The organism is Paracoccus panacisoli, assembly GCF_042435015.1.
Lineage (GTDB): Bacteria > Pseudomonadota > Alphaproteobacteria > Rhodobacterales > Rhodobacteraceae > Paracoccus > Paracoccus panacisoli.
Window position 1 is genome coordinate 33,051 of record NZ_JBHMQU010000046.1, and the last position, 21,052, is coordinate 54,102.

Consider the following 21,052-nt stretch of genomic DNA (forward strand, 5'->3'; position numbering starts at 1 on the left):
GGTGCTGCGGGTCACGCGGCAGGCGGCTGACCCGGCGGGCGAGATCGCGTCACTGATCCACGACAGCTTTGCGGCGTCCGAAGGCCCCGCCGAGGGCGCGCGAGTCGGCCGGCTCGCCGCCGCGCTGCTGGCGGGACCGGCACCCCCGGCCAAGGCGTTTCTGGCCCGCGAGGGCGACGCGCTGGTGGGGGCGGTGCTGTTCTCGCCGCTCGCGTTCTCGGACGACCCGCGGCGGGTCCTGCTGCTGTCGCCGATGGCGGTGATGACGGGACGGCAGGGCGAACGGATCGGCCAGCGGCTGCTCGGCGAGGCGCTGGCCAGGCTGGACGCCGAGGGCGTCGACGCGGTGCTGACCTACGGCGACCCGGCGTTCTACCGCCGGCTGGGGTTTCGGCCGCTCGACCCACGCGAGACGTCCCCGCCGTTTCCCTTGTCCATGCCGCAGGGGTGGCTCGGTCGGCCGCCCGGGGCGAGGCGTCGGGCGCATTTCCGCTCTTGCGGGGCACGAGCCGCTGCGCCGCGCCGCTCGCCGATCCCGCGCTCTGGTAGGGCGCCGCGCCGGGGAATAGGGGCCGCGCCGCGGGGGGGCTTGCGTCGGGGGATCGGCCAGAGTGCCGTCCCCGCCGTCAGCGCCGACGGTCAGGCGCGGTTGGCACGACGACCCCTGACGCCGTGGCCGTGACTCCGTGGCCCTGCCCGTGGCCCAACGGCCCGTGGCCCTGACGACGTGGCCCGCAGCCCTGCGGCTGGTGGTCCTGCGGCCCTGCGGCGCATGGCCACGCGTCCGGTGGCCCTGCGGCCTATTGCCACGCGTCCGGTGGCCCTGCGGCCCATTGCCACGCGTCCGGTGGCCCTAGCCGCCCTGCGGCCCGTGGCCCGTGGCGCTACGGCCCAAGGCCCTCCGCCGCCCGGCCGCGCCGGCGCGGCCGGCGTCCGGGGCGCCGTTGGCTCAGAAATGGATCGCCCGCCCGTAGGCGCTCAGCACCGACTCGTGCATCATCTCGCTCAGCGTCGGATGGGCGAAGACGGTGTGCATGAAGTCTTCCTCGGTCAGCTCGGCGGTCTTGCCGATGACGTAGCCCTGGATCAGCTCGGTGACCTCGGCGCCGACCATGTGGGCGCCCAGAAGCTCGCCGGTCTTGGCGTCGAAGACCGTCTTGACCAGGCCCTCGGGCTCACCCAGCGCGATGGCCTTGCCGTTGCCGATGAAGGGGAAGCGGCCGACCTTGACCTCGTGCCCGGCGGCCTTGGCCTTCTCTTCGGTCAGGCCGACCGAGGCCACCTGCGGCTGGCAATAGGTGCAGCCGGGGATGTTGGTGGCCTTGCACGGGTGGGCGTGCTGGCCGGCGATGAGTTCGGCGACCATCACCCCCTCGTGGCTGGCCTTGTGGGCAAGCCACGGCGCGCCCGCCACGTCGCCGATGGCATAGAGCCCCTCGACCCCCGTCCGGCAGTAGTCGTCGGTCACCACATGGGTGCGGTCGACTTTGACGCCCAGCTTTTCCAGCCCCAGCCCCTCGACGTTGCCGACGATCCCCACGGCCGAGATCACCGTGTCGAAATCCCGCGTCTCGGTCTTGCCGCCGGTCTCGATATGGGCGGTCACCGTGCCGCCCTTGCGGTCGAGCTTCTTGACTGTCGCCTTTTCCAGGATCGTCATGCCCTGCTTGACGAACTGCTTCTTGGCGATGCCGCTGATCTCGGCGTCCTCGACCGGCAGCACCCGGTCCATCACCTCGACCACCGTGGTCTCGGCGCCGAGCGTGTTGAAGAACGACGCGAACTCGATCCCGATCGCGCCCGAGCCGATCACCAGCAGCTTTTTCGGCATCCGCTTCGGCACCAGCGCGTGCTTGTAGGTCCAGACCAGATCGCCATCCGCCTCGAGCCCCGGCAACTCGCGCGCCCGCGCCCCGGTGGCGAGGATGATCGCCTTGCCGGTGATCTCGTCGGTGCCCTTGTCGGTCTTGATGCTCAGCTTTCCGGGGGCGGTCAGCGTCGCCTCGCCCATGATCACGGTGACCTTGTTCTTCTTGAGCAGGTGCCCGACGCCGCCCGACAGCTGCTTGGCCACCCCGCGCGAGCGCGCCACCACCGCGTCGAGGTCGAAGCCCACGTCCCCGGCCTTCAGCCCGTAGTCCTTGGCCCGTTCCATCATGTGGAACACTTCAGCCGAGCGCAGCAGCGCCTTGGTCGGGATGCAGCCCCAGTTGAGGCAGATGCCGCCCAGATGCTCGCGTTCGACGCAGGCGACCGACAGCCCGAGCTGCGCGGCGCGGATCGCCGCCACATAGCCGCCGGGTCCGGCGCCGATCACCACCACGTCGAATTGCTGCGCCATCCCATGTCCCCCGTTAACCTGTGGCCGTAACCGTGTGACGTCGGGTCACAATCGCAGGCTCACCCGAGGTCGGCAAGGACCACCTTGCCCGAGACGAGCGCCCCGTAACCGCCCGCGTCGAGCAGCGCCTTCTCGGCCGGCGTCGAGGTGCGGCCGAGCGCCGCGTTCCGCCACGGGAAGCGCCCGAAGGCCGCGATGGCGTCGCGGTGCAGCCGCGCGTGGCGCAGGTTCTCGCCCGGCATCCGCTCGGCGAACAGCGCGATGGCGCGGTCCTGATCGGCCAGCGACTCGCTGTGCTCGAAGGGCAGGTAGAAGAACTGCCGCGCGGGCTCGGGCGTGGCCATGTCGTGACCGGCGGCGATCGCCGCATCGGCGAGACGCAGCGCCAGCGCGTCGGTGGCGAAGGCGCGCGGGTCGCCGCGGAACATGTTGCGCGGGAACTGGTCGGTCAGGATCAGCGCGGCGAGCGCGCCCTCGGGGCCGCGGGCGGCCCAGTCGGGGGCGAGGGTCGCCGCGGCCTCCCACGCGGGGCGGAAACGGTCGCGGATCGTCTGGTCCAGCGAGGTGCTGCGCGCATACCAGCCGTCGGCGCCGACCTCGTCGACCCAGAAGCCGACCACCTCGGCGGGCGACACGTCAGGGGCGGAGATCTCGGGCCGGGGGTCGGGCATGGCGGGTCAGTCCTCGTCGAGCGGGTGGGGCCGCGCGGCCGCCGAGTCGGCGGGCGGCTGGGTGGGCAGCGGCCCGGTGGAATCGCCGGCCTCGGCCAGCGCGGTCTCGACCCCGAAGGGGGTGGCCGCGGGCGAGAGGATGGCGAAGGCCTGGTCCTGCGCGGGCGTCGCGCGCCGCGTCATCCGCCAGCCGGCATAGCCCGACAGGATCGCCAGCAGCACGAGGATATAGACCCAGAACCCGACCGGCCCGATCGCCGACATCAGCCAGCCGGTGACGATCGGCCCGAACACCGACCCGCCGCCGTTGATGAGCAGAAGCCCGGCCGAGGCCGCCGCCATGTCGCGGCTGTCGAGCGAGTCGTTGGTATAGGCGATGAGCAGCGCATAGATCGGGTTGGCTACCCCGCCCAGAAGCGCCGAGGCCGCGAGGTAGCCCCAGATCGACGGCTCGGACAGCACCACGGCCGCGGTGGCGAGCGTCCCGAGGATGGCGAGGCCGGCGATCAGCACCCGCCGGTCCATCCGGTCCGAGAGCCAGCCGACCGGATACTGGGCCAGCAGCCCGCCGACCCAGATCGCCGCCACGAAGGCCGAGATCTCGCGCACGTTCAGCCCCGCGACCGCGCCCCAGACCGCGCCCATCCCCAGCAGCGCCGAGAACACCCCGCCGACGAGGAAGATGCCGACGCAGCCCAAGGGCGAGGTGCGGTAGAGCCGGGCAATGCTCATCGGCGCGATGCTCTCGAACCGCGGCGCCTCGACCTGCGACAGCAGGATCGGGGTGAAGGCCAGCGACACCAGCACCGAGGGGATGACGAAGAGCAGCCAGCCGCCCGGATCGGGGACGTTCATCAGGATCTGGCTGATGACGAGGCCGAACATCTGGACGATGAAATAGACCGACATGGCGCGGCCGCGCGTCTCGTTGCCGGCGCTGGCGTTCATCCAGCTTTCGGCGGTGATGTAGACGCCGCAGAAGCTGAACCCGATCACCAGCCGCAAGAGCACCCAGGCGATCCAGTTGGTGTCGACCGCATAGAGGATCAGCACCGCCGAGATGAGCGAGCCGAGCGCGGCGAAGACCCGGAGGTGGCCGACCCGCTGGATCATCCCCGGCACGATCAGGCTGCCCAGCACGAAGCCGCCGAAATAGGCCGACATGACGACCGACATGAGGTTGGTCGGAATGCCCTCGTGCGCGCCGCGGATGCCGAGCAGCGTGCCCTGCATCCCGTTGCCGACCATGAGCAGCATGACCCCGGCGAGCAGCGGCCAGGTGGATCGCAGGACGCTCAGCATGACGCCTCGGGCAGAAGCAGCGAGGCGTCGCCGTAGCTGAAGAAGCGATAGCGCGCCGCGATGGCGTGGGCGTAGATCGCGCGGATGCGGTCCTGCCCCATCAGCGCCGAGACGAGCATGAGCAGCGTCGATTTCGGCAGGTGGAAGTTGGTCATCAGCCCGTCGGTGACGCGGAAGCGGTAGCCGGGGCGGATGAAGATGTCGGTCGCCCCGTCGAAGGGCCGGATGGTGCCGTCCGCGTCCGCGGCGCTCTCGATCAGCCGCAGGGCGGTGGTGCCGACGGCGATCACCCGCCGCCCCTCGGTCCGGGCGCGGGCGATGGCGGCGGCGGCCTCGGGCGTGACGAGGCCGCGCTCGGCGTGCATCCGGTGCTGCGAGACGTCGTCGGTCTTGACCGGCAGGAAGGTGCCGGCGCCGACGTGGAGCGTGACGTGGACGAACTCGACCCCGTCCTGGGCAAGCTGCGCGAGCAGCGGGGCGTCGAAATGCAGGCTCGCGGTCGGGGCGGCGACGGCGCCCGCGGCGCGGGCCCAGACGGTCTGATAGTCGGTGCGGTCCTGCGCATCGGGTGCCCTCAACGCCGCGATGTAGGGGGGCAGGGGCATGGCGCCGACCTCGGCCAGCGCCGCGTCGAAGGCCGCGCCCGTGGCGTCGAAGGCCAGCGTCGCCTCGCCCTCGGCGATGGCGGCGACGCGGGCCGAGAGGTGGTCGCCGAAGCGGATCACCTCGCCGGGCTTGAGCTTGCGCAGCGGCTTGACCAGCGCCTTCCAGCCGCCCTCGGAGGTGGGCTCGGTCAGCGTGACCTCGATGCGGGCCACGGCGTCGCCCTGGGGCGTCGGGCGGGTGCGGGTGCCCGTGAGCCGCGCCGGGATCACCTTGGTGTCGTTCAGGACCAGCAGATCGCCGGGGCGCAGGAACCCGGGCAGGTCCGCGACCGTCGCGTCGGTGATCCGGTCGCCCTGCGCGACCAGTAGACGGGCGGCGCTGCGCGGGCGCGCTGGCCGTGTGGCGATCAGCCCCTCGGGCAGATCGAAGTCGAAGTCCGACAGGCGGAGAGGGGGCGGATCGGCGGGCTGCATGGCGGTCTTGTCGGCCCGCCGCCGCCCCGGGTCAAGCGGGGGCAGGGCGGGGTCGCGGGAACGTCAGACGGCGGGCGGTTCCGGCGGGGGCGGGCGGTGCCTCTGGCCGTGGGGTGGGGCGGGCAAGGGGGCCCGTCCCGCTTCGGCGCGCGGTGCCGGGGTCCGGGCCGCAGGCCGGGCCGCACGCCTGACCGCGTGCACCCGCACACACGCCGCCCACCCCCCGCGCACCCCTCGCCCTTCCCAACCGCGCGCCGCCTGTCTAAAGACGGCTCACCCGAGCCAGAGGACCTCCGATGAGCCAGCCGCTTCCGCCCCCGGTCGAACCGCAGATCGGCGCCGCGATCGAACCGCAGCCGGGGATCATGGAGATCGCGCTCTACGAGGCCGGGACCGCCACCCTCTCGGGGCGCAGCGACGTGCTGAAGCTCAGCTCGAACGAAAACCCCTTCGGCCCGTCCGAAAAGGCGCGCGAGGCGGTGGCGCGGGCGGCGCACCAGATGCACCGCTACCCCTCGACCGACCACGCCCGGCTGCGCGCCGCCATCGCCGAGGTGCATGGGCTCGACCCCGACCGGATCATCTGCGGCGTGGGCTCGGACGAGATCATCCACTTCCTCTGCCAGGCCTATGCCGGGCCGGGGACCGAGGTGCTGTTCACCGAGCACGGGTTCCTGATGTACCGCATCAGCGCCATGGCCGCGGGCGCCACCCCCGTCGCCGCGCCCGAGCGTGAGCGCGTCACCGACATCGACGCGCTGATCGCCGCGGCGACTCCGGCCACGCGGCTGATCTTCGTCGCCAACCCCAACAACCCGACCGGCACGATGATCGAGCTGGCCGAGCTCGAGCGGCTGGCCGCGGCCGTGCCGCAGGCGATCCTCGTCATCGACGCGGCCTATGCCGAGTATGTGGGCGGCGATTATGACGGCGGGGCCGAGCTCGCCTCGCGGCTGCCCAACGTGGTGATGACGCGGACCTTCTCGAAGCTCTACGGGCTGGGCGGGCTGCGGGTCGGCTGGGGCTACGGGCCGCGCGAGGTCATCGACGTCCTGAACCGCATCCGCGGGCCGTTCAACCTGTCGAACGTGGCGCTGGACGGGGCCGAGGCCGCGGTGCGCGACCGCGCCCACGCCGAGCACGCGCGGGCCGAGAACGCCCGGCTGCGCGGCTGGCTCGCCTCGGCGCTGACCGAGCGGGGGGTGCCCTCGGACCCCTCGCACGCGAACTTCATCCTCGCCCGCTTTGCCGACGCCGCCACCGCCGAGGCCTGCGACGCCAGCCTGCGGGACGAGGGGATCATCGTCCGCCGCGTGGCCAGCTACGGCCTGCCCGCGTGCCTCAGGATCACCGTCGGCGACGAGGCGTCCTGCCGCCGCGTCGCCCATGTCATCGGCCAGTTCATGGCCACCCGTGACGCGGAGACCGCGCCATGAACGCCCGGTTCGAGCGGGTGGCGCTGATCGGGCTGGGGCTGATCGCCGGCTCGATGGCGCACGCGATGCGGGCGGGGGGGCTCGCCGGGCGGATCACCGGCCACGCGCGCTCGGCCGAGACGCGGGCCACGGCGGCCGAGATCGGGCTGGTGGACGAGGTGTTCGACACTGCCGCCGAGGCCGTCGCGGGCGCCGATCTGGTGGTGCTCGCCGTGCCCGTTGGGGCAATGGCCGACGTCGCGGCCGAGATCGCGCCGCATCTGGCGCCGGGGGCCATCGTGACCGACGTGGGGTCGGTCAAGCAGGCGGTGATCGACGCGGTCGGCCCGCACCTGCCCGAGGGGGTGCATTTCATCCCCGGCCACCCGCTCGCGGGGACCGAGCACTCCGGCCCCCGGGCGGGGTTCGCGTCGCTCTTTCGCAACCGTTGGTGGCTGCTGACCCCGCTCGAAGGAACCGACCCGGACGCGCTTTCGCGGCTCGAGGCGCTGATCCGCGCGATGGGCGCGAATGTCGAGGTGATGGAGGCGCCGCACCATGACCTCGTGCTGGCGGTGACGAGCCACGCGCCCCACCTGATCGCCTATACGATGGTCGGCGTCGCGGACCACCTGCGGCGGGTGACCGAGTCCGAGGTGATCCGCTATTCGGCCGCGGGCTTCCGCGACTTCACCCGGATCGCCGCGTCGGACCCGACGATGTGGCGCGACGTGTTCCTGCACAACCGCGAGGCGACGCTGGATATCCTCGGCCGCTTCGCCGAAGAGCTGTTCGTGCTGCAGCGCGCGATCCGCATGGGCGACGGGCAGCATCTGCACGACTATTTCACCCGCACCCGCAACATCCGCCGCGGGATCATCGAGGCCGGCCAGGACACCGCCGCGCCCGACTTCGGCCGCGGGGCCGGGCCGGGCTGAGGCGCGGCCTCAGGGCGCGAACAGCGGCGCCGGGCCGATGGGCATCGGCCCGAGGAAGCTGCGCCCGTCGCGGAAGATCAGGGTGATGCGCAGCGTGCCCTCGGGCGGCGGGGGCGGCGCGGTGATGCCGGCGGGCAGCGTGACCTCGGCGCCCGAGGCCGTGCGCAGCGCGGTGGTGGCGAGCGGCACCACCTGCGCGGGGAGTGCCCCCAGCGCCGCGGCGAGGTCGAGCCAGCCGCGCGGGTCGGGCGTGTCGACGAAGGCCGCGCCCGCGGCGCGCCCCTCGGCATCGGCGGTGACGTGGCCGCTGATCCGCGCGTGGTGCGCGCCCACCTGAAGCCTGACCCCGTCCGAGTTCACGCCGACGAGGCGCGGCGGCGTTTCCTCGCCCGGTTTCAGCGCTCCGGTGAGGTAGAGTTGCGCCGCCCCGTCGATCCCGATCGGCCCCGCCTCGGCCAGCGCCGGCGGCACCGGGCCGAGCGCCGCGGGGACAAGCTGCGTGAGCGTGCCCGCCACGCGATAGCTCGCGCGCGCCGCCTTTGGCGCGTGGCCGCCCATCGGCGTCAGCGTGGCGGTGACGTCCACCCCCTCGGCCAGCGGCGCCCCGTCGAGGGTGACGGCGCTCGCCTTGGCCCCCGCCGCGCCGATCGCCATGCCGTTGCCGGGCGAGACGCGCAGGCTCATCCCGCCGCCGGTCAGCGCGAGCGCGCGGTCGCCGGGCAGGGTCAGCGCGGGGGGCAGGGTGGCGTGAAACGTCGTCGGCGCCGTCGGCGCGGCCCAGAGGTCGAGCGCCGGCAGCGTCGCCGGCCCGGCCTCGGTCGCAAACTTCAGCTCCGCGAGATGCAGCCCGATGCGGTCGATGCGGCGCAGGGGGGTGACGGAGGCGGCCTCGATCTGCGGGTCGTCGGCGATGCGGCGCGCGGCCTCGCGCGCGAGCCAGGTCTCGCCGCCCAGCCACGCCGCGGCCAGCGCCGCCGCGACGACCAGAACCAGAAGGATCAGCCTGCGCATTCGGTCCCCGCCCAGCTTGTCGCCCGTGCCGTGGGGGCGCGCTTGCAACTTTGCCTGCCCGGCCTAACCTGCCGGCAAGCGAAAGGGCAAGGGATGCATCACGGCGGCTGGGTGTTCGGATATGGTTCGTTGATGTGGGCGCCCGAGTTCCCCGTCGCCGAGCAGGTGATCGCGCAGGCCGACGGCTGGCGGCGCAGCTTCTGCCTGCGCTCGATCCAGCATCGCGGCACCGCCGAGGCGCCGGGGCTGGTCCTCGGGCTCGAGGCGCAGCCGGGGCATCTCTGCACGGGCCTCGCGCTCAGGGTCGAGGCGCCGCTCTGGCCCGAGGTCCACGCCGCGCTGCGCGCCCGCGAGCTGGTGACCGAGGCCTACCGCGAGGCGCTGGTGCCGCTCGAACTGGCGGACGGGCGGCGGGTCGAGGCGCTGACCTATGTCATGCGCCCCGAGCACTGGCAGTACTGCGGCGGGCTGGGGATCGAGGAACAGGCGCGGATCATCGCCTCGGCCCACGGCGGGCGGGGGCCGAACGCCGAGTATCTGTTCAACACCGCCGCGCATCTGGACGAGCTGGGCATCCCCGACGACGACATCGCGGCGCTGGCGGCGCAGGTGCGCGCGCTGACCGCTCAGCGCGGGTCGATGAGCGCGTAAGGGTCGGGGAACGCCGCGAGATAGTCGAGCATCGGCCCCGCCGCGCGCCACTGGCGCAAGAGCGCGCGGCCGAGCGTCCGGCGGTCGGGCCAGGCGCGGCGCGTGAGGTCGGGGGCGGCCAGCCCCGGCGGCAGCCCGGCATAGGCGGCGCGGTAGCGCATCGGCACGATGCCGGCCGCGGCGGCGAGCCAGGGCTTCGCCGGGCCGATGAAATGGACGAGGCAGGGGTCCGCCATGGCGGTCAGGTGCGCCGAGGCCCAGGTGAACTGCCAGTTCCAGAGCGGGCTCATCTCGGTCCAGTCGCCGTTCAGCACCCCGTTCAGCAGCGCCTGGTCGCGCCCGATCCCGGCGAGGTGGCTGCGGGCAAAGGCGGCGCAACGCGCCGACAGGTCGGCCGCGGCCCAGGCGTCGGTGTCGATCATCACGACGCCCGCGTTGAAGTAGGGCGCGGCGGGGCGGCCGAGCTGCTGCTGGTCCGGGGTCCGCTTGCCGGGATTGCGCCACTGGCGGTTGTCGCGCACCGCCGCCACCGCCCGCCCGCGCAGGTCGGCGGCGAGCAGCGGCGTCGGATCGCCGCGCTCGAGCAGGATGTCGGCGTCCAGTACGAGGATGCGCCGCCAGCGCCCGGCCAGCGCGCGGGCGAGGAAGATCTCCATATAGGTGGCGAGCGAGCGGCGGGCGTCGAGCGGCAGCGACTGCGCGAGCCCCGCGTCCTGCGCCGCGACATGGCCGATCCCTGCCGCGGCGAGCGCAGGCGGCAGGGCGAGCGGTTCGGGCGAGCCGATCAGCACGTCGAACCCCCGCCCCTCGACCGCCGCGAGTTGGGCCGCGAGCACCCCCGCATAGGGCAGGTAGGCGCCGTCGCAGGCGACGATCACCGCGGCGTCGGCGGTCTGGCGAAAGCCGGGGGAGAGGGTCGGGTCCATTCCGCTGAACATCCCCGGCCGGGGCGAATTGGCAACCCCTCACCCGCGGGGAGGGGGGAATGCAAAGGGGCCGGCAGATCGCTCTGCCGGCCCGCGCCGCCTGGCGCGGGGAGGAGCGCGCGGCGACGGGTTCCTCGCTAGGGGTCTGCACCCCCAAGGTGAGGGGGCGGACCTGCGCGAGAGGGGAACCGACCGGCGCAGTAGCGCCGGTCCGGTTGGCGTCACTTGGCCCAGCTGCCTTCGCCGATCCAGCGCAGCGCAGTCAGCGACGGCATGAACATGTATTCGCCCCCCGCCATGCGGTTGAACGTGGTCACGCCGTTGATGCGCTTGCGGGCGGGTTCCTCGGGGATGGTGAACTGCCCCGGCTCGGGATGCAGGCCCACGATCGGGTCGCGCTCTTCCCCGAGGTCGATGAAGTTGCCGCGGTTGATCCACTCCTGCTGCATGAACTCGATCGTGTCGAAGGCGCGGGCGCTGATGAAGATGAAGAAGATGCCGCGATCCTCGGCCGCGTCGTCGGCGGCGGTCACGTCCGGCGTCCACTTCGGCCCGAAGGTCGACGAGCGGCGGATGATGCGCTTGATCTTCACGTCGGTGAGGATCGTCATCTGCCCGTCGCGCGGGTTCATCCGGCGCATGTGGCTCGACATCGGGCACATCAGGCCCTTCTGGTCGTTCGAGAAGTCGAAGTCGTTGTTGCGCGCGGGATCGTCGCCCAGCTCCTTGTCCTCGTGCTCGGGCGACAGCACCAGCGGCGCGCCCGACTGCCAGCGGCCGAACATCTTGGCGGCCAGCAGGTGCTGGGCGTCGGCGCCCTCGGCGTGCGACTTGACGAAGTCATTGAACGCGCCGACCCGGCTGATGAACTTGCGCAGCACGACATAGCTGCCGTTGCGGCCGAGATCGGCCGGCTCGGGCATCCCCAGCGGGCTGCCGGTCTCGCTGTTCTCGCCCAGGATGAACTCGCCCGGCGCGATCGCCTCCTGGTCGCCGGGCCACGGGTCGACGCCGCTGCCCTTGATGTCGGGCTGGGCGATCGAGTCGCGGAAGCCGAAGGGGTTCTTGGCCTCTTCGTCGGCCGCGAACTCGTGCGTGCCGAGGAGCGTCACGCCGCTCGACTTATCGAGCTCGCCCTTCGCCTTCTCCACCGCCTTGTCGAGCGCCGCCTTGTCCACGGCGTAGATCGTCAGGGCGATGTGGCAATGCCCCTCGCGGAAGGCCTCGTCCCAGTGCTCGGGGGCGTTCTCGTCGAAGTCGCGCAGGATGTCGGCGCGGGCCGCCATGCCCTGCTGGAAGGGCAGCGGAAAGGTCTTCAGCGTGTCCTCGGGCAGGCCGAGCGCCTTGAGGCCCGCGTGGCTGATCGCCACGCCGGTCCAGGCGTCGAGGTCGTCGTGGAACCCGTCGGCCGAGGGGATGTGCGGCGCGAGGCGCGCGATCAGGTCGCGCCCCCCTTCGGCCTCATCGACATGCAGCATCGCGTGGACGCCGCAATAGGGCTCGGGCCGGTTGCGCAGGATCAGCGCCTGGATGTCGTCCAGCTGCAGGTCAACCTTGTCGCGCGAGAACCGCTGCTTGATGCGGGAAAGTAGCGCCATCTCAGTAGTCCACCGGCTCGGGCTTGGCGATCTCGTCGGTCAGCTTCTTCATCGCCGCCCGGGTCGTGTCGTCCACGTCCGCGTTCTTGTTCATCGTGTCGAGGAACTCGTTCAGCGCGTGCTCGGTGCGCTGATAGCGACGCACGTCCACGACGGTGACCTGCGGGTTGGCCACGAACCAGCCCGAGGCGTCGATCTGGTGATCGGCGATGAAGTCCTTGACCTCGGGGCTGTCGATGCCCGGCCAGCCCTCGACGTTCTGGAACAGCAGGTCCATCAGTTCGGGGATCTTGGTGGCGAAGTCGTTGATGTAGGCGTCCCAGTCGCCGTCATAGGTGGTGGCGAACAGGATCTTGGTGTCGTTGTCGAGGAACACGAACCGCATGTCGTGCAGCGTCGAGACGCGCTGCGCACCGTCCATGTTGCCGTTCGTCAGGTTGAAGATGCGGCGCAGGCGGTCGGCGCCGCCGGGCTTGAGGTCGGCGATGGCGGTCAGCTCGGACACGTTGCCCGACTGCATCCCGGCGCGGCCGGCGCTCTGGGCGGTGCCCTTGAGGTCGGGGTTGTGCTTGCGGATGATCGCCTCGAGCGCGATCTTCGCCAGCGTCGGGGCGTCGGTCGCGACCTCCTCGATCCGGCGACGGATCTCGGCCAGCTTGCTTTCGTCCTCGAGGCGGGGGTCGCCGCCGGTCTCGCGCAGTTTCTCGGCCATGGCTGTTGTCCTTTCTCTGATCGGGTGAGGGGGGGGAGGGGAGGGGGGTCAGGCGGGGATGTCGGCGGCCGACGCGGGCTCGGTCCGCGTGACGGCGTTCAGCCGGTGGCGGCGGTCCGACGAGACGTCATAGACGGTGCGCCGGATGCGCATGATTGAGCCGAGCGGCTGGTGTGCGGTGATCCCCTGCCACGGGTTGAAGGACAGCACGTCGTCGGCATAGACGCGCCGCGCGTCGCTGAAGCTGTCCTGCGGGGCGAAGCGGACGGTGCCGATCACCTGCTGGGGGGATTTCTCCTCGTCCCAGAGGATCGCGGCATCCTCGACCGGCATCTCGTCCAGATCGGTGCAGAGCTGCACGCGCAGGTCATAGACGGCTTCGTTGTCGCGGAAGAAGTCGCGCACGACCTCTTCGATGCGGGAATAGGACATGTCCTCGATCGGCTGGCCGGTCAGCGCGCGGACGTTCTCGGACCGCGGCGCGAGCGAGACCTTGCCGATATAGTCGCCAAAGCGCAGCGCGCCCTGGGTGAAGAACGTCTCGCCCAGCAGGTTGTCGTTCGAGAGCGCAAGGCCTTGGAGCGTCACGCCCGGCGTGGCGCCGACGGCCTCGATCGCGTTCTCGAGCCCGCGGGCCACCGCGGCGCCGAAGCGCTGCACCCGCTCGGGCGCCTGGGCGCGCTTTTCGAGCAGGCCCAGCATCTGCTTGTATTTCGGGATGTCGCCGAAGGGCAGCACCGGCAGGTTCACCATCAGGAAGTCCTGCGAGTGGCTGTCGTCGCGCTTGAGCAGACGGTTGCCCTCGACCCCCATGATCTTCAGCGCGAAGCCGCGCGGCTGGGGGATCTCGTCGCTGTGGATGTCGCCGGGGGCCGACGAGATCCGCGCCACCACGTCATACTCGCCGGGTTGGGCGAAGACGCCCTGGCGCAGATGCGCGGGCAGGTCGGCGGGGATGGTCAGCGTGCCGGTCAGGACGCCGTGGCTTTTGGCGTGGGCGTCGCGGATGGCGTGCCGGTGACGCTCGAACGCCTCAAGGTTCGTCTCGGACATCTGGTCGGTGATCTCGGCGATGAGGCGCGCCTCGTCCTCGACCGGGACTTCGACCTCGGGGGAATAGCGGACGTAGTTGTCGGTCATCGGGCGATCCTTTCGGCAGGTCGGTTCAGGGGCGGTTCGGGGGGCGGTTCGGTGTGCCTGAAGCAGATATCGGGTCTGGGGTTTGAGATATCAAGTGACATCCGAGATTCCGCAGCGTCAATTGGGATATCAGTTGAAATCTGAATTACTAGTGTTATCTATGGAACGCAGGAACGGCCTGTTCGGTTCAAGTTCCGGACTGCGAATCTGAAAAAGAGGACACGTCATGCGAAATCCCGCCTATCCCCATGCACCGCGCCCCGTGGACCATCAGCCCGACGCCACCGCCGGCTACTGGCACCACAGCAAGCAGAACACCCTGCCCCAGCCGGACATGATCGGCACCTACCAGCGCCACAAGCCGTTCGCGCCCGAGGGGGTGACGGACCGCAAGGCGCTGATCATCGGCGGCGGCATCGCCGGGCTCGCGGCCGCGTTCTACCTGATCCGCGACGGCCACATGCCGGGGGCCAACATCACCGTCTACGACGCGCTGCCCGTCTCGGGCGGGTCGATGGACGGGGCCGGCAACCCCGAGGACGGCTACATCGTCCGCGGCGGCCGCGAGATGAACTGGAACTACGACCAGCTGTGGGACATGCTGCAGGACGTGCAGGCGCTGGAACTGCCCGAGGGCTACAGCGTCCTTGACGAATATCGCATGGTCAACGACGCCGACCCGAACTGGTCCAAGGCGCGGCTCATGCACAAGCAGGGCCAGATCCGCGACTTCTCGACGCTCGGGCTGACCAAGCCGCAGCAGTGGGAACTCGTCCGGCTGATGCTGGCCCGGAAAGAGGACCTGGACGACCTCACCATCGAGGACTGGTTCAGCGAGGGCTTCCTGCAGTCGAACTTCTGGTTCCTATGGCGCTCGATGTTCGCCTTCGAGAACTGGCAGAGCCTGCTCGAGATGAAGCTCTACGTGCACCGCTTCGTCGACTCGATCGACGGGCTGACCGACATGTCGGCGCTGGTGTTTCCGAAGTACAACCAGAACGACGGCTTCATCAAACCGCTGGTCCGCCACCTCAAGGACCGCGGCGTGACGTTCCGCTTCGGCACCCGCGTCACCGACATGAGCTTCGACGAAAAGGACGGCGCCCGCACCGTCACCGCCCTGCACGCGGTCGTGGACGGCACCCCGCAGGAGATCGCGGTCGGCCCCCGCGACCTCGTCTTCGCGCTGCCCGGCTCGATCACCGAGGGCACGAGCTACGGCGACATGGACACCGCCCCGCCCCGCATCCGCTTCGAGGGCGAGCCGGGGCCCGAGAGTGACTGGACGCTGTGGCGCAACCTCGCCGCCAAGTCGCCGGTCTTCGGCAAGCCGGAGAAATTCTACAGCCAGCCCGACCGCTCGATGTGGGAATCCGCGACGCTGACCTGCAAGCCGTCGGCGCTGACCGAGCGGCTGGCCGACCTGTCGGTCAACGACCCCTATTCGGGCCGCACCGCGACCGGCGGGATCATCACCTTCACCGACTCGTCCTGGGTGCTCAGCGTCACCATCAACCGCCAGCCGCATTTCCCCGACCAGCCCAAGGACACGCTGGTGGTCTGGGTCTATGCGCTGCTGATGGACAAGCCCGGCGACAAGGTGAAGAAGACCATGCCCGAGTGCACGGGGCGAGAGATCCTGTCCGAGCTCTGCCACCACCTCGGCATCCCGCAGTCGCAGCTCGACGGCATCGTCCAGCAGACCAAGGTGCGGCTGGCGCTGATGCCCTACATCACCGCGCAATTCATGCCGCGCGCCAGGGGCGACCGGCCCGAGATCGTGCCCGAGGGCTGCACCAACCTCGCGCTGCTGGGGCAGTTCGTGGAGACCCGCAACGACGTCGTGTTCACGGTGGAAAGCTCGGTCCGCACCGGCCGGATCGCGGCCTATACGCTGCTCGACCTGCCCAAGCAGGTGCCGGACCTCAGCCCGACGCAGTACGACATCCGCAACCTGCTCAAGGCGGCGCGGGCGCTCAACAGCAACCAGCCCTTCCCGGGCGAGCGGCTGCTGCACAAGCTGCTGGGCAACACCTATTATGCCCATATCCTGCCGCCGCTGCCCGAGCATGACGACGGCGGGCCGATCGGGGCGGATGCAAGTCTGTTGATCCGCGGCGGTGGTCAGGCCATTACCGGAGTGGTGCGGCGCCTCGCGGCGACGCTCAGCCCGCAGCAGAAGGATGACCGTCGCACATGACCCAGCTGCCGCAGCGCCGCAGCCGCGCCCAGATGCAAGAGGAAACCCGGTCCCGCCTGATCGAGGCCGCCAATGACATCATCGCCGAAGGCGGTGTGGCGGCCGCCTCGATCCGCGGCGTGTGCGAGCGGGCCGGGTTCTCGCAGGGCGCGTTCTATTCCAACTTCGCCGACAAGGAGGAGTTGTTGCTGGCGCTGCTCGAGCAGCAGATGCACGCCGCCATCCGCGAGATCGAGGATCTGATGGCGCGGATGGTCGGCGGCTCGCTGGACGAGGACCTGTCGTTGCTGGCCGCCCGGCTGCAGGAGCTGGGCGACCAGCCGGTCCCGGCCCGGCTGACCATCGAGCTTTACCTCCACGCCCGCCGCGACCCGAACTTCGCCGCCCATCTCGACCGGCTGCGGGCCGCCTATCACACCGACTTCGCGCGCCTGCTCGACGGGCTCGCGGCGCGGCACGGGGTGAAGTGGCAGGTTCCGCCGCTGCATCTGTCGCAGATGCTGCACACGCTCTGGACGGGGTATGTCGTCCAGTCGCCGAACGACCGCCCGAGCCTCGCTGACGCGCTGAACATCATCTGCCACGCCACCATCGACTTCCCGCAGGACGACTGACGGACATCGTGCGGGCGGTCATGCCACGGGGACCGGTGGGGTCAGCTGCGCTGCCAGAAAATCGACGAGTGCCCGCAGTTTCGCCGGCATCGGCGTGACTGGCGGCCAGACCGCCATGACCGGCAACGGCCGCGTCTCGGCGTCAGGCAACAGTTCGACCAGCCGACCCGCGGCGAGCGCGGGACCGACGATGAACCCCGGCAAGAGAGCGATCCCCAGCCCGGCTTCCGCCATCGCCGTCATCGCTTCGCCGTTGTTCATCACTAGCCGCGAGGTGATCCGGGGAGAGACCCAGCGTCCGGCCTGCCGGAATTGCCACAGCGCCGAGTCCGCGAGGTGGGTGTAGCCGATCACCGGATGCTCGCTCAGGTCCGAGAGTTTCTCGGGCCGGCCGTGCCGGGCGACATAGGCGGGGCTCGCCACGACGATCTGGCGTTCCTCGCAGAGCTTTCGACCGATAAGCGCGCTGTCGCGGTCTCCGCCGATGCGGATGCCGAGATCGAAGCCCTCGCGGGCAAGGTCGCGGGCGCGATCGTCAAAGTCGATCCGCAGGCTCACCCCCGGATGCGCCGCGGCAAAGCGGGCGAGAACCGGGGCGAGGTGGACCGTGCCGAAGCTCATCGGCGCCGAGATGGCGAGGCTGCCAGTCAGCGCCCCGTCCTGGCCGCCCCATGCCGCACTCTCGGTGGCCGCTGTCAGTTCGGCCAGCGCCGGGCGCACCCGCTCGGCCAACCGCAGCGCCGCCTCGGTCGGGATGATCCGCCCGGCATTGCGACGAAAGAGCGCGGCGCCGATGGCGGCCTCGAAGTCGCCGATGCGGGTCGAAACCACGGATTTGGACAGGTTCTGCCGCGCCGCCGCCGCCGTGACGGTGCCGGTTTCCAGCACGGTGAGGAAGGTCTCGATCTGGTTCAGGTCATAGCGCATGGGGCATCATGGTTGCTTCGGCGGCCGTTCGCAATGACCGAACGCGGCGTCCGGCGCGGTCCTGTTGGCGTTCGCCGTCGCCAGGCGCATCTTGCATGCGAGCATTTGTGAGGGAGGCCAGCATGGACCTGACCGGCATTCACCACCTGACGGCGATCACCGCCGACGCGCCCGGCAACAACCGGTTCTATACCGGCACGCTGGGGATGCGGCGGGTCAAGAAGACCGTCAACCAGGACGACACCTCGGCCTATCACCTGTTCTTCGCCGACGGCGCGGGTAGCCCCGGCACCGACCTCACGTTCTTCGACTGGCCGGCGGCGCCCGAGCGGCGCGGCACCCGCTCGATCAGCCGCACCGGCCTCAGGGTGGCCGAGGCGAGCCTCGACTACTGGGCGGCGCGCTTGGGCGAGGCGGGGCTGACGCGGGGCGCGCCAGGCACCACCGACGGCCGCGCCACGCTCGACTTCGAGGACCCCGAGGGGCAGCGCTTCCGCCTGACCGCCGATACCACCGGCACCCCCCGCCCGTGGGAGCGGAGCCCGGTCCCGGCCGAGCACCAGATCCGGGGGCTCGGGCCTATCACCATCTCGGTGCCCGAACTGGCCCCCACCGAGGCGGTGCTGACCCGCGTGATGAACATGCGCCGGGTGCGCGACTATCCCGGCCCGGACGGGCAGGTGCACGTGTTCGAGATGGGCGATGGCGGCCCGTCCGCGGAACTGCACGTCGCCGTCGAGCCTGACCTGCCCACGGCGCGGCAGGGCGCGGGCGGGGTGCATCACGTGGCCTTCCGCGTCCCCGATGTCGCGGCGATCCACGACTGGACCCAGCGGCTGCGCGATTTCCGCATCCCGAACTCGGACGAGGTCGAGCGCTACTACTTCCGCAGCCTCTATTTCCGCGAGCCCGGCGGCAACCGGTTCGAGATCGCCACCGACGGCCCCGGCTTCGCGGTGGACGAGCCGTTCGAGACGATGGGCGAGGCGCTGTCGCTGCCGCCGTTCCTCGAGCCGCAGCGGGCCCGGATCGAGGCCGGTCTGCGGCCGATCGACTGACCCTCGACCCAGCGATGAACCGTGGCACCACACCCAGCGAACCCGCCGGCTCTGCGCCGGCGGGTTTGTCGTTGAAGGGCGCCCCGCGGGCCGCCATAACTTTGTTTAAGTCGGATCGGAGAGTGCGATGGCGGTAGCAGGCTTGGGTCCGGTGATCGGACCGGCAGTCGTCCTCATGGGGGCCGCCGTCATCGCGGTGCCGCTGTTCCGGCGCCTCGGCCTCGGGTCGGTGCTGGGGTATTTCGCCGCCGGCGCGCTCGTCGGCCCGTCGCTGCTCGGCCTCTTCACCGACCCCGAGACGATCCTGCACTTCGCCGAACTCGGCGTGGTGATGTTCCTCTTCATCATCGGGCTCGAGCTGCGGCCGCAGAAGCTCTGGACGATGCGCGGGCAGATCTTCGGCCTCGGGCTGGCGCAGGTCTCGCTCGCGGTCGCGCTGCTCACGGCCGCCGGGATGCTGCTCTTCGGCCTGCCCTTGGTGACGGCCTTCGTCGCCGGGGCGGGCTTCGTGCTGTCCTCGACCGCCGTCATCATGTCCACGCTGCAGGACCGGGGCGAGATCGCCAGCGCCGAAGGTCAGAAGGCGGTGTCGATCCTGCTGTTCGAGGATCTGCTGATCGTCCCGCTGCTGGCCATCGTGGCGGTCCTCGCGCCGGGCGGCGAGGCGGAAGGCGGGGCCATGGCGGTCCTGCTGCCGCTGGCCGGCCTGGCCGCGCTGCTGGTGGTCGGACGCTGGTTGCTCGACCCGTTCTTCGGGCTGCTCGCTCGCGCCCGCTCGCGCGAGGTGCTGACGGCGGGCGCGCTGCTCGTGGTGCTGGGCGCGGCCTTGCTGATGGAGACGGTGGGCCTCTCGATGGCGATGGGCGCGTTCCTCGCCGGGGTCATGCTCTCCGGCTCGAGCTATCGCCACCAGATCGAGACCGACATCGAGCCGTTCCGCGGCCTCCTCATGGGGCTTTTCTTCCTCGCGGTGGGGATGTCGCTCGACCTGCGGGTGGTCGCGGCGGAATGGCCGCTGCTGTTCGCCATGCTCGCCGCCTACGTGGTGGTCAAGGCCATCGCCATCTACACCGTGGCGAGGGTCTTCGGCAGCTCCAACATCGCCGCGCTCAAGCGCACCGCCATGTTCGCGCAAGGGGGCGAGTTCGCCTTCGTGCTCTACAGCGCCGCCGCCTCGGGCGGCGTGATCGACGCGCGCGAGAACGCCATCTTCGGCTCGGTCGTGATCCTGTCCATGGCGTTCACGCCGCTAATCCTGATCGCCGCCGACCGGCTGCTGCGCCGCGACGCCTCGATGGAGGGGGTGGAGCGCGCCCACAACCTGCAGGGCCAGGCGCTGGTCATCGGCTTCGGCCGCTTCGGGCAGATCGCCCTGCAGATGCTGCTGGCGCGGGGGGCGCCGGCGTCGATCATCGACACCGACCCGGACCGCATCCGCGAGGCCGAGCGCTGGGCCTTCAAGGTCTATTTCGGCGACGGCAGCCGGCTGGACGTCCTGCACCACTCGGGCGCCGAGGATGCCGAGGTGATCATGGTCTGCGTGGACGACCCCAAGGTGGCGACCCGCATCGTCGAGCTGGTGCGCCACGAGTTCCCGCAGGCCAAGCTGCTGGTGCGCGCCTATGACCGCAGCCACGCGGTCGAGCTGATCCACGCGGGCGTCGACTACCAGATCCGCGAGACGGTCGAGTCGGCCTATCTGATGGGCGCCCAGGGCCTGCGCGCGCTCGGCTGTTCCGAGGCGGTCGTCAGTGAGACGCTGCAGGACATCCGGTCGCGCGACAACGAGCGGCTGGGCCAGCAGGTCCAGAACGGCGCCATGGCCGGGCGCGACCGCCTGTATCAGACGCTCACCCCCGAACCTCTGGTCAAAGCGAAAAAGGACACTGCATGACGACGATCCTCGGTCTTTCCGGCAGCCTGCGCCGGGCGTCGTTCAATGCCGGCCTCTTGCGCGCCGCGGTCGAGCTGGCGCCCTCCGGCGTCACGATCGAAGTCGGCGACATCCGCGACGTGCCGCTCTACGATGCCGACGAAGAGGCGAAGTCGGGCCTGCCGCCAGCGGTCGAGCGGCTTCAGCAGCAGCTTGCCGCCGCCGACGGGCTGCTGCTGGCCACGCCGGAATACAACAACGGCATCCCCGGCGTCTTCAAGAACACCATCGACTGGATGTCCCGCGGCGAGGGGCTGCGGCTCTTCAAGGGCAAGCCGGTCGCGGTGATGGGCACCTCGCCCGGCGGGTTCGGCACGATCCTGTCGCAGAACCACTGGCTGCCGGTGCTGCGCTACCTTCGCTGCTCGATCCGCGCCGAGGGGCGGCTGATCGTCTCGCGCGCCGGTGCCGTCTTCGACGACGAGGGCAACCTGCACGACGAGAAGACCCGCGAGCTGGTCCGTGAGTTCGTGGCCGAGTTCGCCGACACGCTCTGAGACAAGCAAAGGCCCGGCGCGGCGGCCGGGCCTTTTTCG

At 70.9% G+C, this 21,052-nt stretch carries 19 protein-coding genes; 9 read left to right on the forward strand and 10 right to left on the reverse strand.

Going from position 1 to position 21,052, the window contains the following annotated elements:
- Position 1 precedes the first annotated feature (1 nt).
- Positions 2-682 carry a GNAT family N-acetyltransferase gene (locus ACFHYO_RS09860; RefSeq protein ID WP_394320101.1) on the forward strand — a complete coding sequence of 227 codons (681 nt, stop codon included), beginning with the start codon at positions 2-4 and terminating at the stop codon, positions 680-682.
- 267 nt (positions 683-949) lie between these two features.
- Here ACFHYO_RS09860 and lpdA read toward each other — a convergent pair whose 3' ends face one another.
- From lpdA to queA, 4 genes are read right to left on the reverse strand one after another with little or no spacing between them, the layout of a single operon-like run.
- Complete coding sequence (lpdA, locus tag ACFHYO_RS09865; protein WP_394320103.1) at positions 950-2,341, reverse strand: dihydrolipoyl dehydrogenase; 1,392 nt, start codon at positions 2,339-2,341, stop codon at positions 950-952.
- A gap of 59 nt (positions 2,342-2,400) precedes the next feature.
- Positions 2,401-3,012, reverse strand: a complete 612-nt coding sequence (locus ACFHYO_RS09870) for a DUF924 family protein (protein WP_394320105.1) — start codon at positions 3,010-3,012, stop codon at positions 2,401-2,403.
- Positions 3,013-3,018: 6 nt separating this feature from the next.
- A complete protein-coding gene (locus tag ACFHYO_RS09875) occupies positions 3,019-4,314 on the reverse strand; it encodes an MFS transporter (RefSeq protein WP_394320107.1) in 1,296 nt (431 codons plus the stop codon).
- On the reverse strand, positions 4,308-5,393 hold the full coding sequence (gene queA / locus ACFHYO_RS09880) for a tRNA preQ1(34) S-adenosylmethionine ribosyltransferase-isomerase QueA (protein WP_394320109.1): 1,086 nt from the start codon (positions 5,391-5,393) through the stop codon (positions 4,308-4,310). Before queA ends, ACFHYO_RS09875 begins: the two co-directional genes overlap by 7 nt.
- A gap of 332 nt (positions 5,394-5,725) precedes the next feature.
- On the opposite strand from queA, the gene hisC reads away from it, so the two are divergent.
- Both hisC and ACFHYO_RS09890 read left to right on the forward strand, forming a co-directional pair.
- Positions 5,726-6,829, forward strand: a complete 1,104-nt coding sequence (hisC, locus tag ACFHYO_RS09885; RefSeq protein ID WP_394320281.1) for a histidinol-phosphate transaminase — start codon at positions 5,726-5,728, stop codon at positions 6,827-6,829.
- Positions 6,826-7,746 (forward strand): prephenate/arogenate dehydrogenase family protein, encoded by a 921-nt coding sequence (locus tag ACFHYO_RS09890; RefSeq protein WP_394320111.1) that lies wholly within the window; start codon positions 6,826-6,828, stop codon positions 7,744-7,746. Before hisC ends, ACFHYO_RS09890 begins: the two co-directional genes overlap by 4 nt.
- A gap of 9 nt (positions 7,747-7,755) precedes the next feature.
- On the opposite strand, the gene ACFHYO_RS09895 is transcribed toward ACFHYO_RS09890, so the two are convergent.
- Positions 7,756-8,757 (reverse strand): DUF2125 domain-containing protein, encoded by a 1,002-nt coding sequence (locus tag ACFHYO_RS09895; RefSeq protein WP_036707418.1) that lies wholly within the window; start codon positions 8,755-8,757, stop codon positions 7,756-7,758.
- A gap of 93 nt (positions 8,758-8,850) precedes the next feature.
- Between ACFHYO_RS09895 and ACFHYO_RS09900 the strand changes: the two genes are divergently transcribed.
- On the forward strand, positions 8,851-9,408 hold the full coding sequence (locus ACFHYO_RS09900; RefSeq protein WP_036707420.1) for a gamma-glutamylcyclotransferase: 558 nt from the start codon (positions 8,851-8,853) through the stop codon (positions 9,406-9,408).
- On the opposite strand, the gene ACFHYO_RS09905 is transcribed toward ACFHYO_RS09900, so the two are convergent.
- The 4 genes from ACFHYO_RS09905 to ACFHYO_RS09920 form a co-directional block, all read right to left on the reverse strand.
- The gene (locus tag ACFHYO_RS09905) at positions 9,384-10,334 is read right to left on the reverse strand and encodes a glycosyltransferase family 8 protein (protein ID WP_394320113.1); all 951 of its coding nucleotides are present in this window, start codon (positions 10,332-10,334) and stop codon (positions 9,384-9,386) included. The genes ACFHYO_RS09900 and ACFHYO_RS09905 overlap by 25 nt on opposite strands.
- A 221-nt stretch (positions 10,335-10,555) precedes the next feature.
- The gene (locus ACFHYO_RS09910; RefSeq protein ID WP_036699726.1) at positions 10,556-11,932 is read right to left on the reverse strand and encodes a Dyp-type peroxidase; all 1,377 of its coding nucleotides are present in this window, start codon (positions 11,930-11,932) and stop codon (positions 10,556-10,558) included.
- A gap of 1 nt (position 11,933) precedes the next feature.
- The gene (locus tag ACFHYO_RS09915; protein ID WP_052174802.1) at positions 11,934-12,644 is read right to left on the reverse strand and encodes a hypothetical protein; all 711 of its coding nucleotides are present in this window, start codon (positions 12,642-12,644) and stop codon (positions 11,934-11,936) included.
- A 48-nt stretch (positions 12,645-12,692) separates the two neighbouring features.
- Positions 12,693-13,784 (reverse strand): catalase family protein, encoded by a 1,092-nt coding sequence (locus ACFHYO_RS09920; RefSeq protein ID WP_394320115.1) that lies wholly within the window; start codon positions 13,782-13,784, stop codon positions 12,693-12,695.
- Between the two features lie 226 nt (positions 13,785-14,010).
- On the opposite strand from ACFHYO_RS09920, the gene ACFHYO_RS09925 reads away from it, so the two are divergent.
- Both ACFHYO_RS09925 and ACFHYO_RS09930 read left to right on the forward strand, forming a co-directional pair.
- Positions 14,011-15,984 (forward strand): oleate hydratase, encoded by a 1,974-nt coding sequence (locus tag ACFHYO_RS09925; protein WP_394320117.1) that lies wholly within the window; start codon positions 14,011-14,013, stop codon positions 15,982-15,984.
- Positions 15,981-16,598, forward strand: coding sequence for a TetR/AcrR family transcriptional regulator (locus ACFHYO_RS09930; RefSeq protein WP_052174803.1), 618 nt, complete (start codon positions 15,981-15,983; stop codon positions 16,596-16,598). The genes ACFHYO_RS09925 and ACFHYO_RS09930 overlap by 4 nt, the downstream gene beginning before the upstream one ends.
- 18 nt (positions 16,599-16,616) lie before the next feature.
- Here the strand turns inward: ACFHYO_RS09930 and ACFHYO_RS09935 are convergent, their stop codons facing one another.
- Entirely contained in the window at positions 16,617-17,525 is a 909-nt protein-coding gene (locus ACFHYO_RS09935; protein ID WP_394320119.1) for a LysR family transcriptional regulator, read from the reverse strand.
- Between the two features lie 122 nt (positions 17,526-17,647).
- Here ACFHYO_RS09935 and ACFHYO_RS09940 point away from each other — a divergent pair, with 122 nt between their 5' ends.
- The 3 genes from ACFHYO_RS09940 to ACFHYO_RS09950 all read left to right on the forward strand — a co-directional run bounded on the left by ACFHYO_RS09940 (position 17,648) and on the right by ACFHYO_RS09950 (position 21,013).
- Positions 17,648-18,583 carry a ring-cleaving dioxygenase gene (locus tag ACFHYO_RS09940; RefSeq protein WP_394320121.1) on the forward strand — a complete coding sequence of 312 codons (936 nt, stop codon included), beginning with the start codon at positions 17,648-17,650 and terminating at the stop codon, positions 18,581-18,583.
- A gap of 151 nt (positions 18,584-18,734) precedes the next feature.
- On the forward strand, positions 18,735-20,477 hold the full coding sequence (locus ACFHYO_RS09945; RefSeq protein ID WP_394320123.1) for a monovalent cation:proton antiporter-2 (CPA2) family protein: 1,743 nt from the start codon (positions 18,735-18,737) through the stop codon (positions 20,475-20,477).
- Positions 20,474-21,013: an NADPH-dependent FMN reductase gene (locus ACFHYO_RS09950; protein ID WP_394320124.1), complete on the forward strand. Its 540-nt coding sequence runs from the start codon at positions 20,474-20,476 to the stop codon at positions 21,011-21,013. The genes ACFHYO_RS09945 and ACFHYO_RS09950 overlap by 4 nt, the downstream gene beginning before the upstream one ends.
- The last annotated feature ends 39 nt before the right edge of the window (positions 21,014-21,052 follow it).

What these genes read in the sequence shown, in the direction of transcription:
- lpdA (WP_394320103.1), bottom strand. Translation starts at nt 2,341, where the DNA reads ATGGCGCAGCAATTCGACGTGGTGGTGATCGGCGCCGGACCCGGCGGC.
- ACFHYO_RS09870 (WP_394320105.1), bottom strand. Translation starts at nt 3,012, where the DNA reads ATGCCCGACCCCCGGCCCGAGATCTCCGCCCCTGACGTGTCGCCCGCC.
- ACFHYO_RS09875 (WP_394320107.1), bottom strand. Translation starts at nt 4,314, where the DNA reads ATGCTGAGCGTCCTGCGATCCACCTGGCCGCTGCTCGCCGGGGTCATG.
- queA (WP_394320109.1), bottom strand. Translation starts at nt 5,393, where the DNA reads ATGCAGCCCGCCGATCCGCCCCCTCTCCGCCTGTCGGACTTCGACTTC.
- ACFHYO_RS09890 (WP_394320111.1), top strand. Translation starts at nt 6,826, where the DNA reads ATGAACGCCCGGTTCGAGCGGGTGGCGCTGATCGGGCTGGGGCTGATC.
- ACFHYO_RS09895 (WP_036707418.1), bottom strand. Translation starts at nt 8,757, where the DNA reads ATGCGCAGGCTGATCCTTCTGGTTCTGGTCGTCGCGGCGGCGCTGGCC.
- ACFHYO_RS09900 (WP_036707420.1), top strand. Translation starts at nt 8,851, where the DNA reads ATGCATCACGGCGGCTGGGTGTTCGGATATGGTTCGTTGATGTGGGCG.
- ACFHYO_RS09905 (WP_394320113.1), bottom strand. Translation starts at nt 10,334, where the DNA reads ATGGACCCGACCCTCTCCCCCGGCTTTCGCCAGACCGCCGACGCCGCG.
- ACFHYO_RS09910 (WP_036699726.1), bottom strand. Translation starts at nt 11,932, where the DNA reads ATGGCGCTACTTTCCCGCATCAAGCAGCGGTTCTCGCGCGACAAGGTT.
- ACFHYO_RS09915 (WP_052174802.1), bottom strand. Translation starts at nt 12,644, where the DNA reads ATGGCCGAGAAACTGCGCGAGACCGGCGGCGACCCCCGCCTCGAGGAC.
- ACFHYO_RS09920 (WP_394320115.1), bottom strand. Translation starts at nt 13,784, where the DNA reads ATGACCGACAACTACGTCCGCTATTCCCCCGAGGTCGAAGTCCCGGTC.
- ACFHYO_RS09925 (WP_394320117.1), top strand. Translation starts at nt 14,011, where the DNA reads ATGCGAAATCCCGCCTATCCCCATGCACCGCGCCCCGTGGACCATCAG.
- ACFHYO_RS09930 (WP_052174803.1), top strand. Translation starts at nt 15,981, where the DNA reads ATGACCCAGCTGCCGCAGCGCCGCAGCCGCGCCCAGATGCAAGAGGAA.
- ACFHYO_RS09935 (WP_394320119.1), bottom strand. Translation starts at nt 17,525, where the DNA reads ATGCGCTATGACCTGAACCAGATCGAGACCTTCCTCACCGTGCTGGAA.
- ACFHYO_RS09940 (WP_394320121.1), top strand. Translation starts at nt 17,648, where the DNA reads ATGGACCTGACCGGCATTCACCACCTGACGGCGATCACCGCCGACGCG.
- ACFHYO_RS09950 (WP_394320124.1), top strand. Translation starts at nt 20,474, where the DNA reads ATGACGACGATCCTCGGTCTTTCCGGCAGCCTGCGCCGGGCGTCGTTC.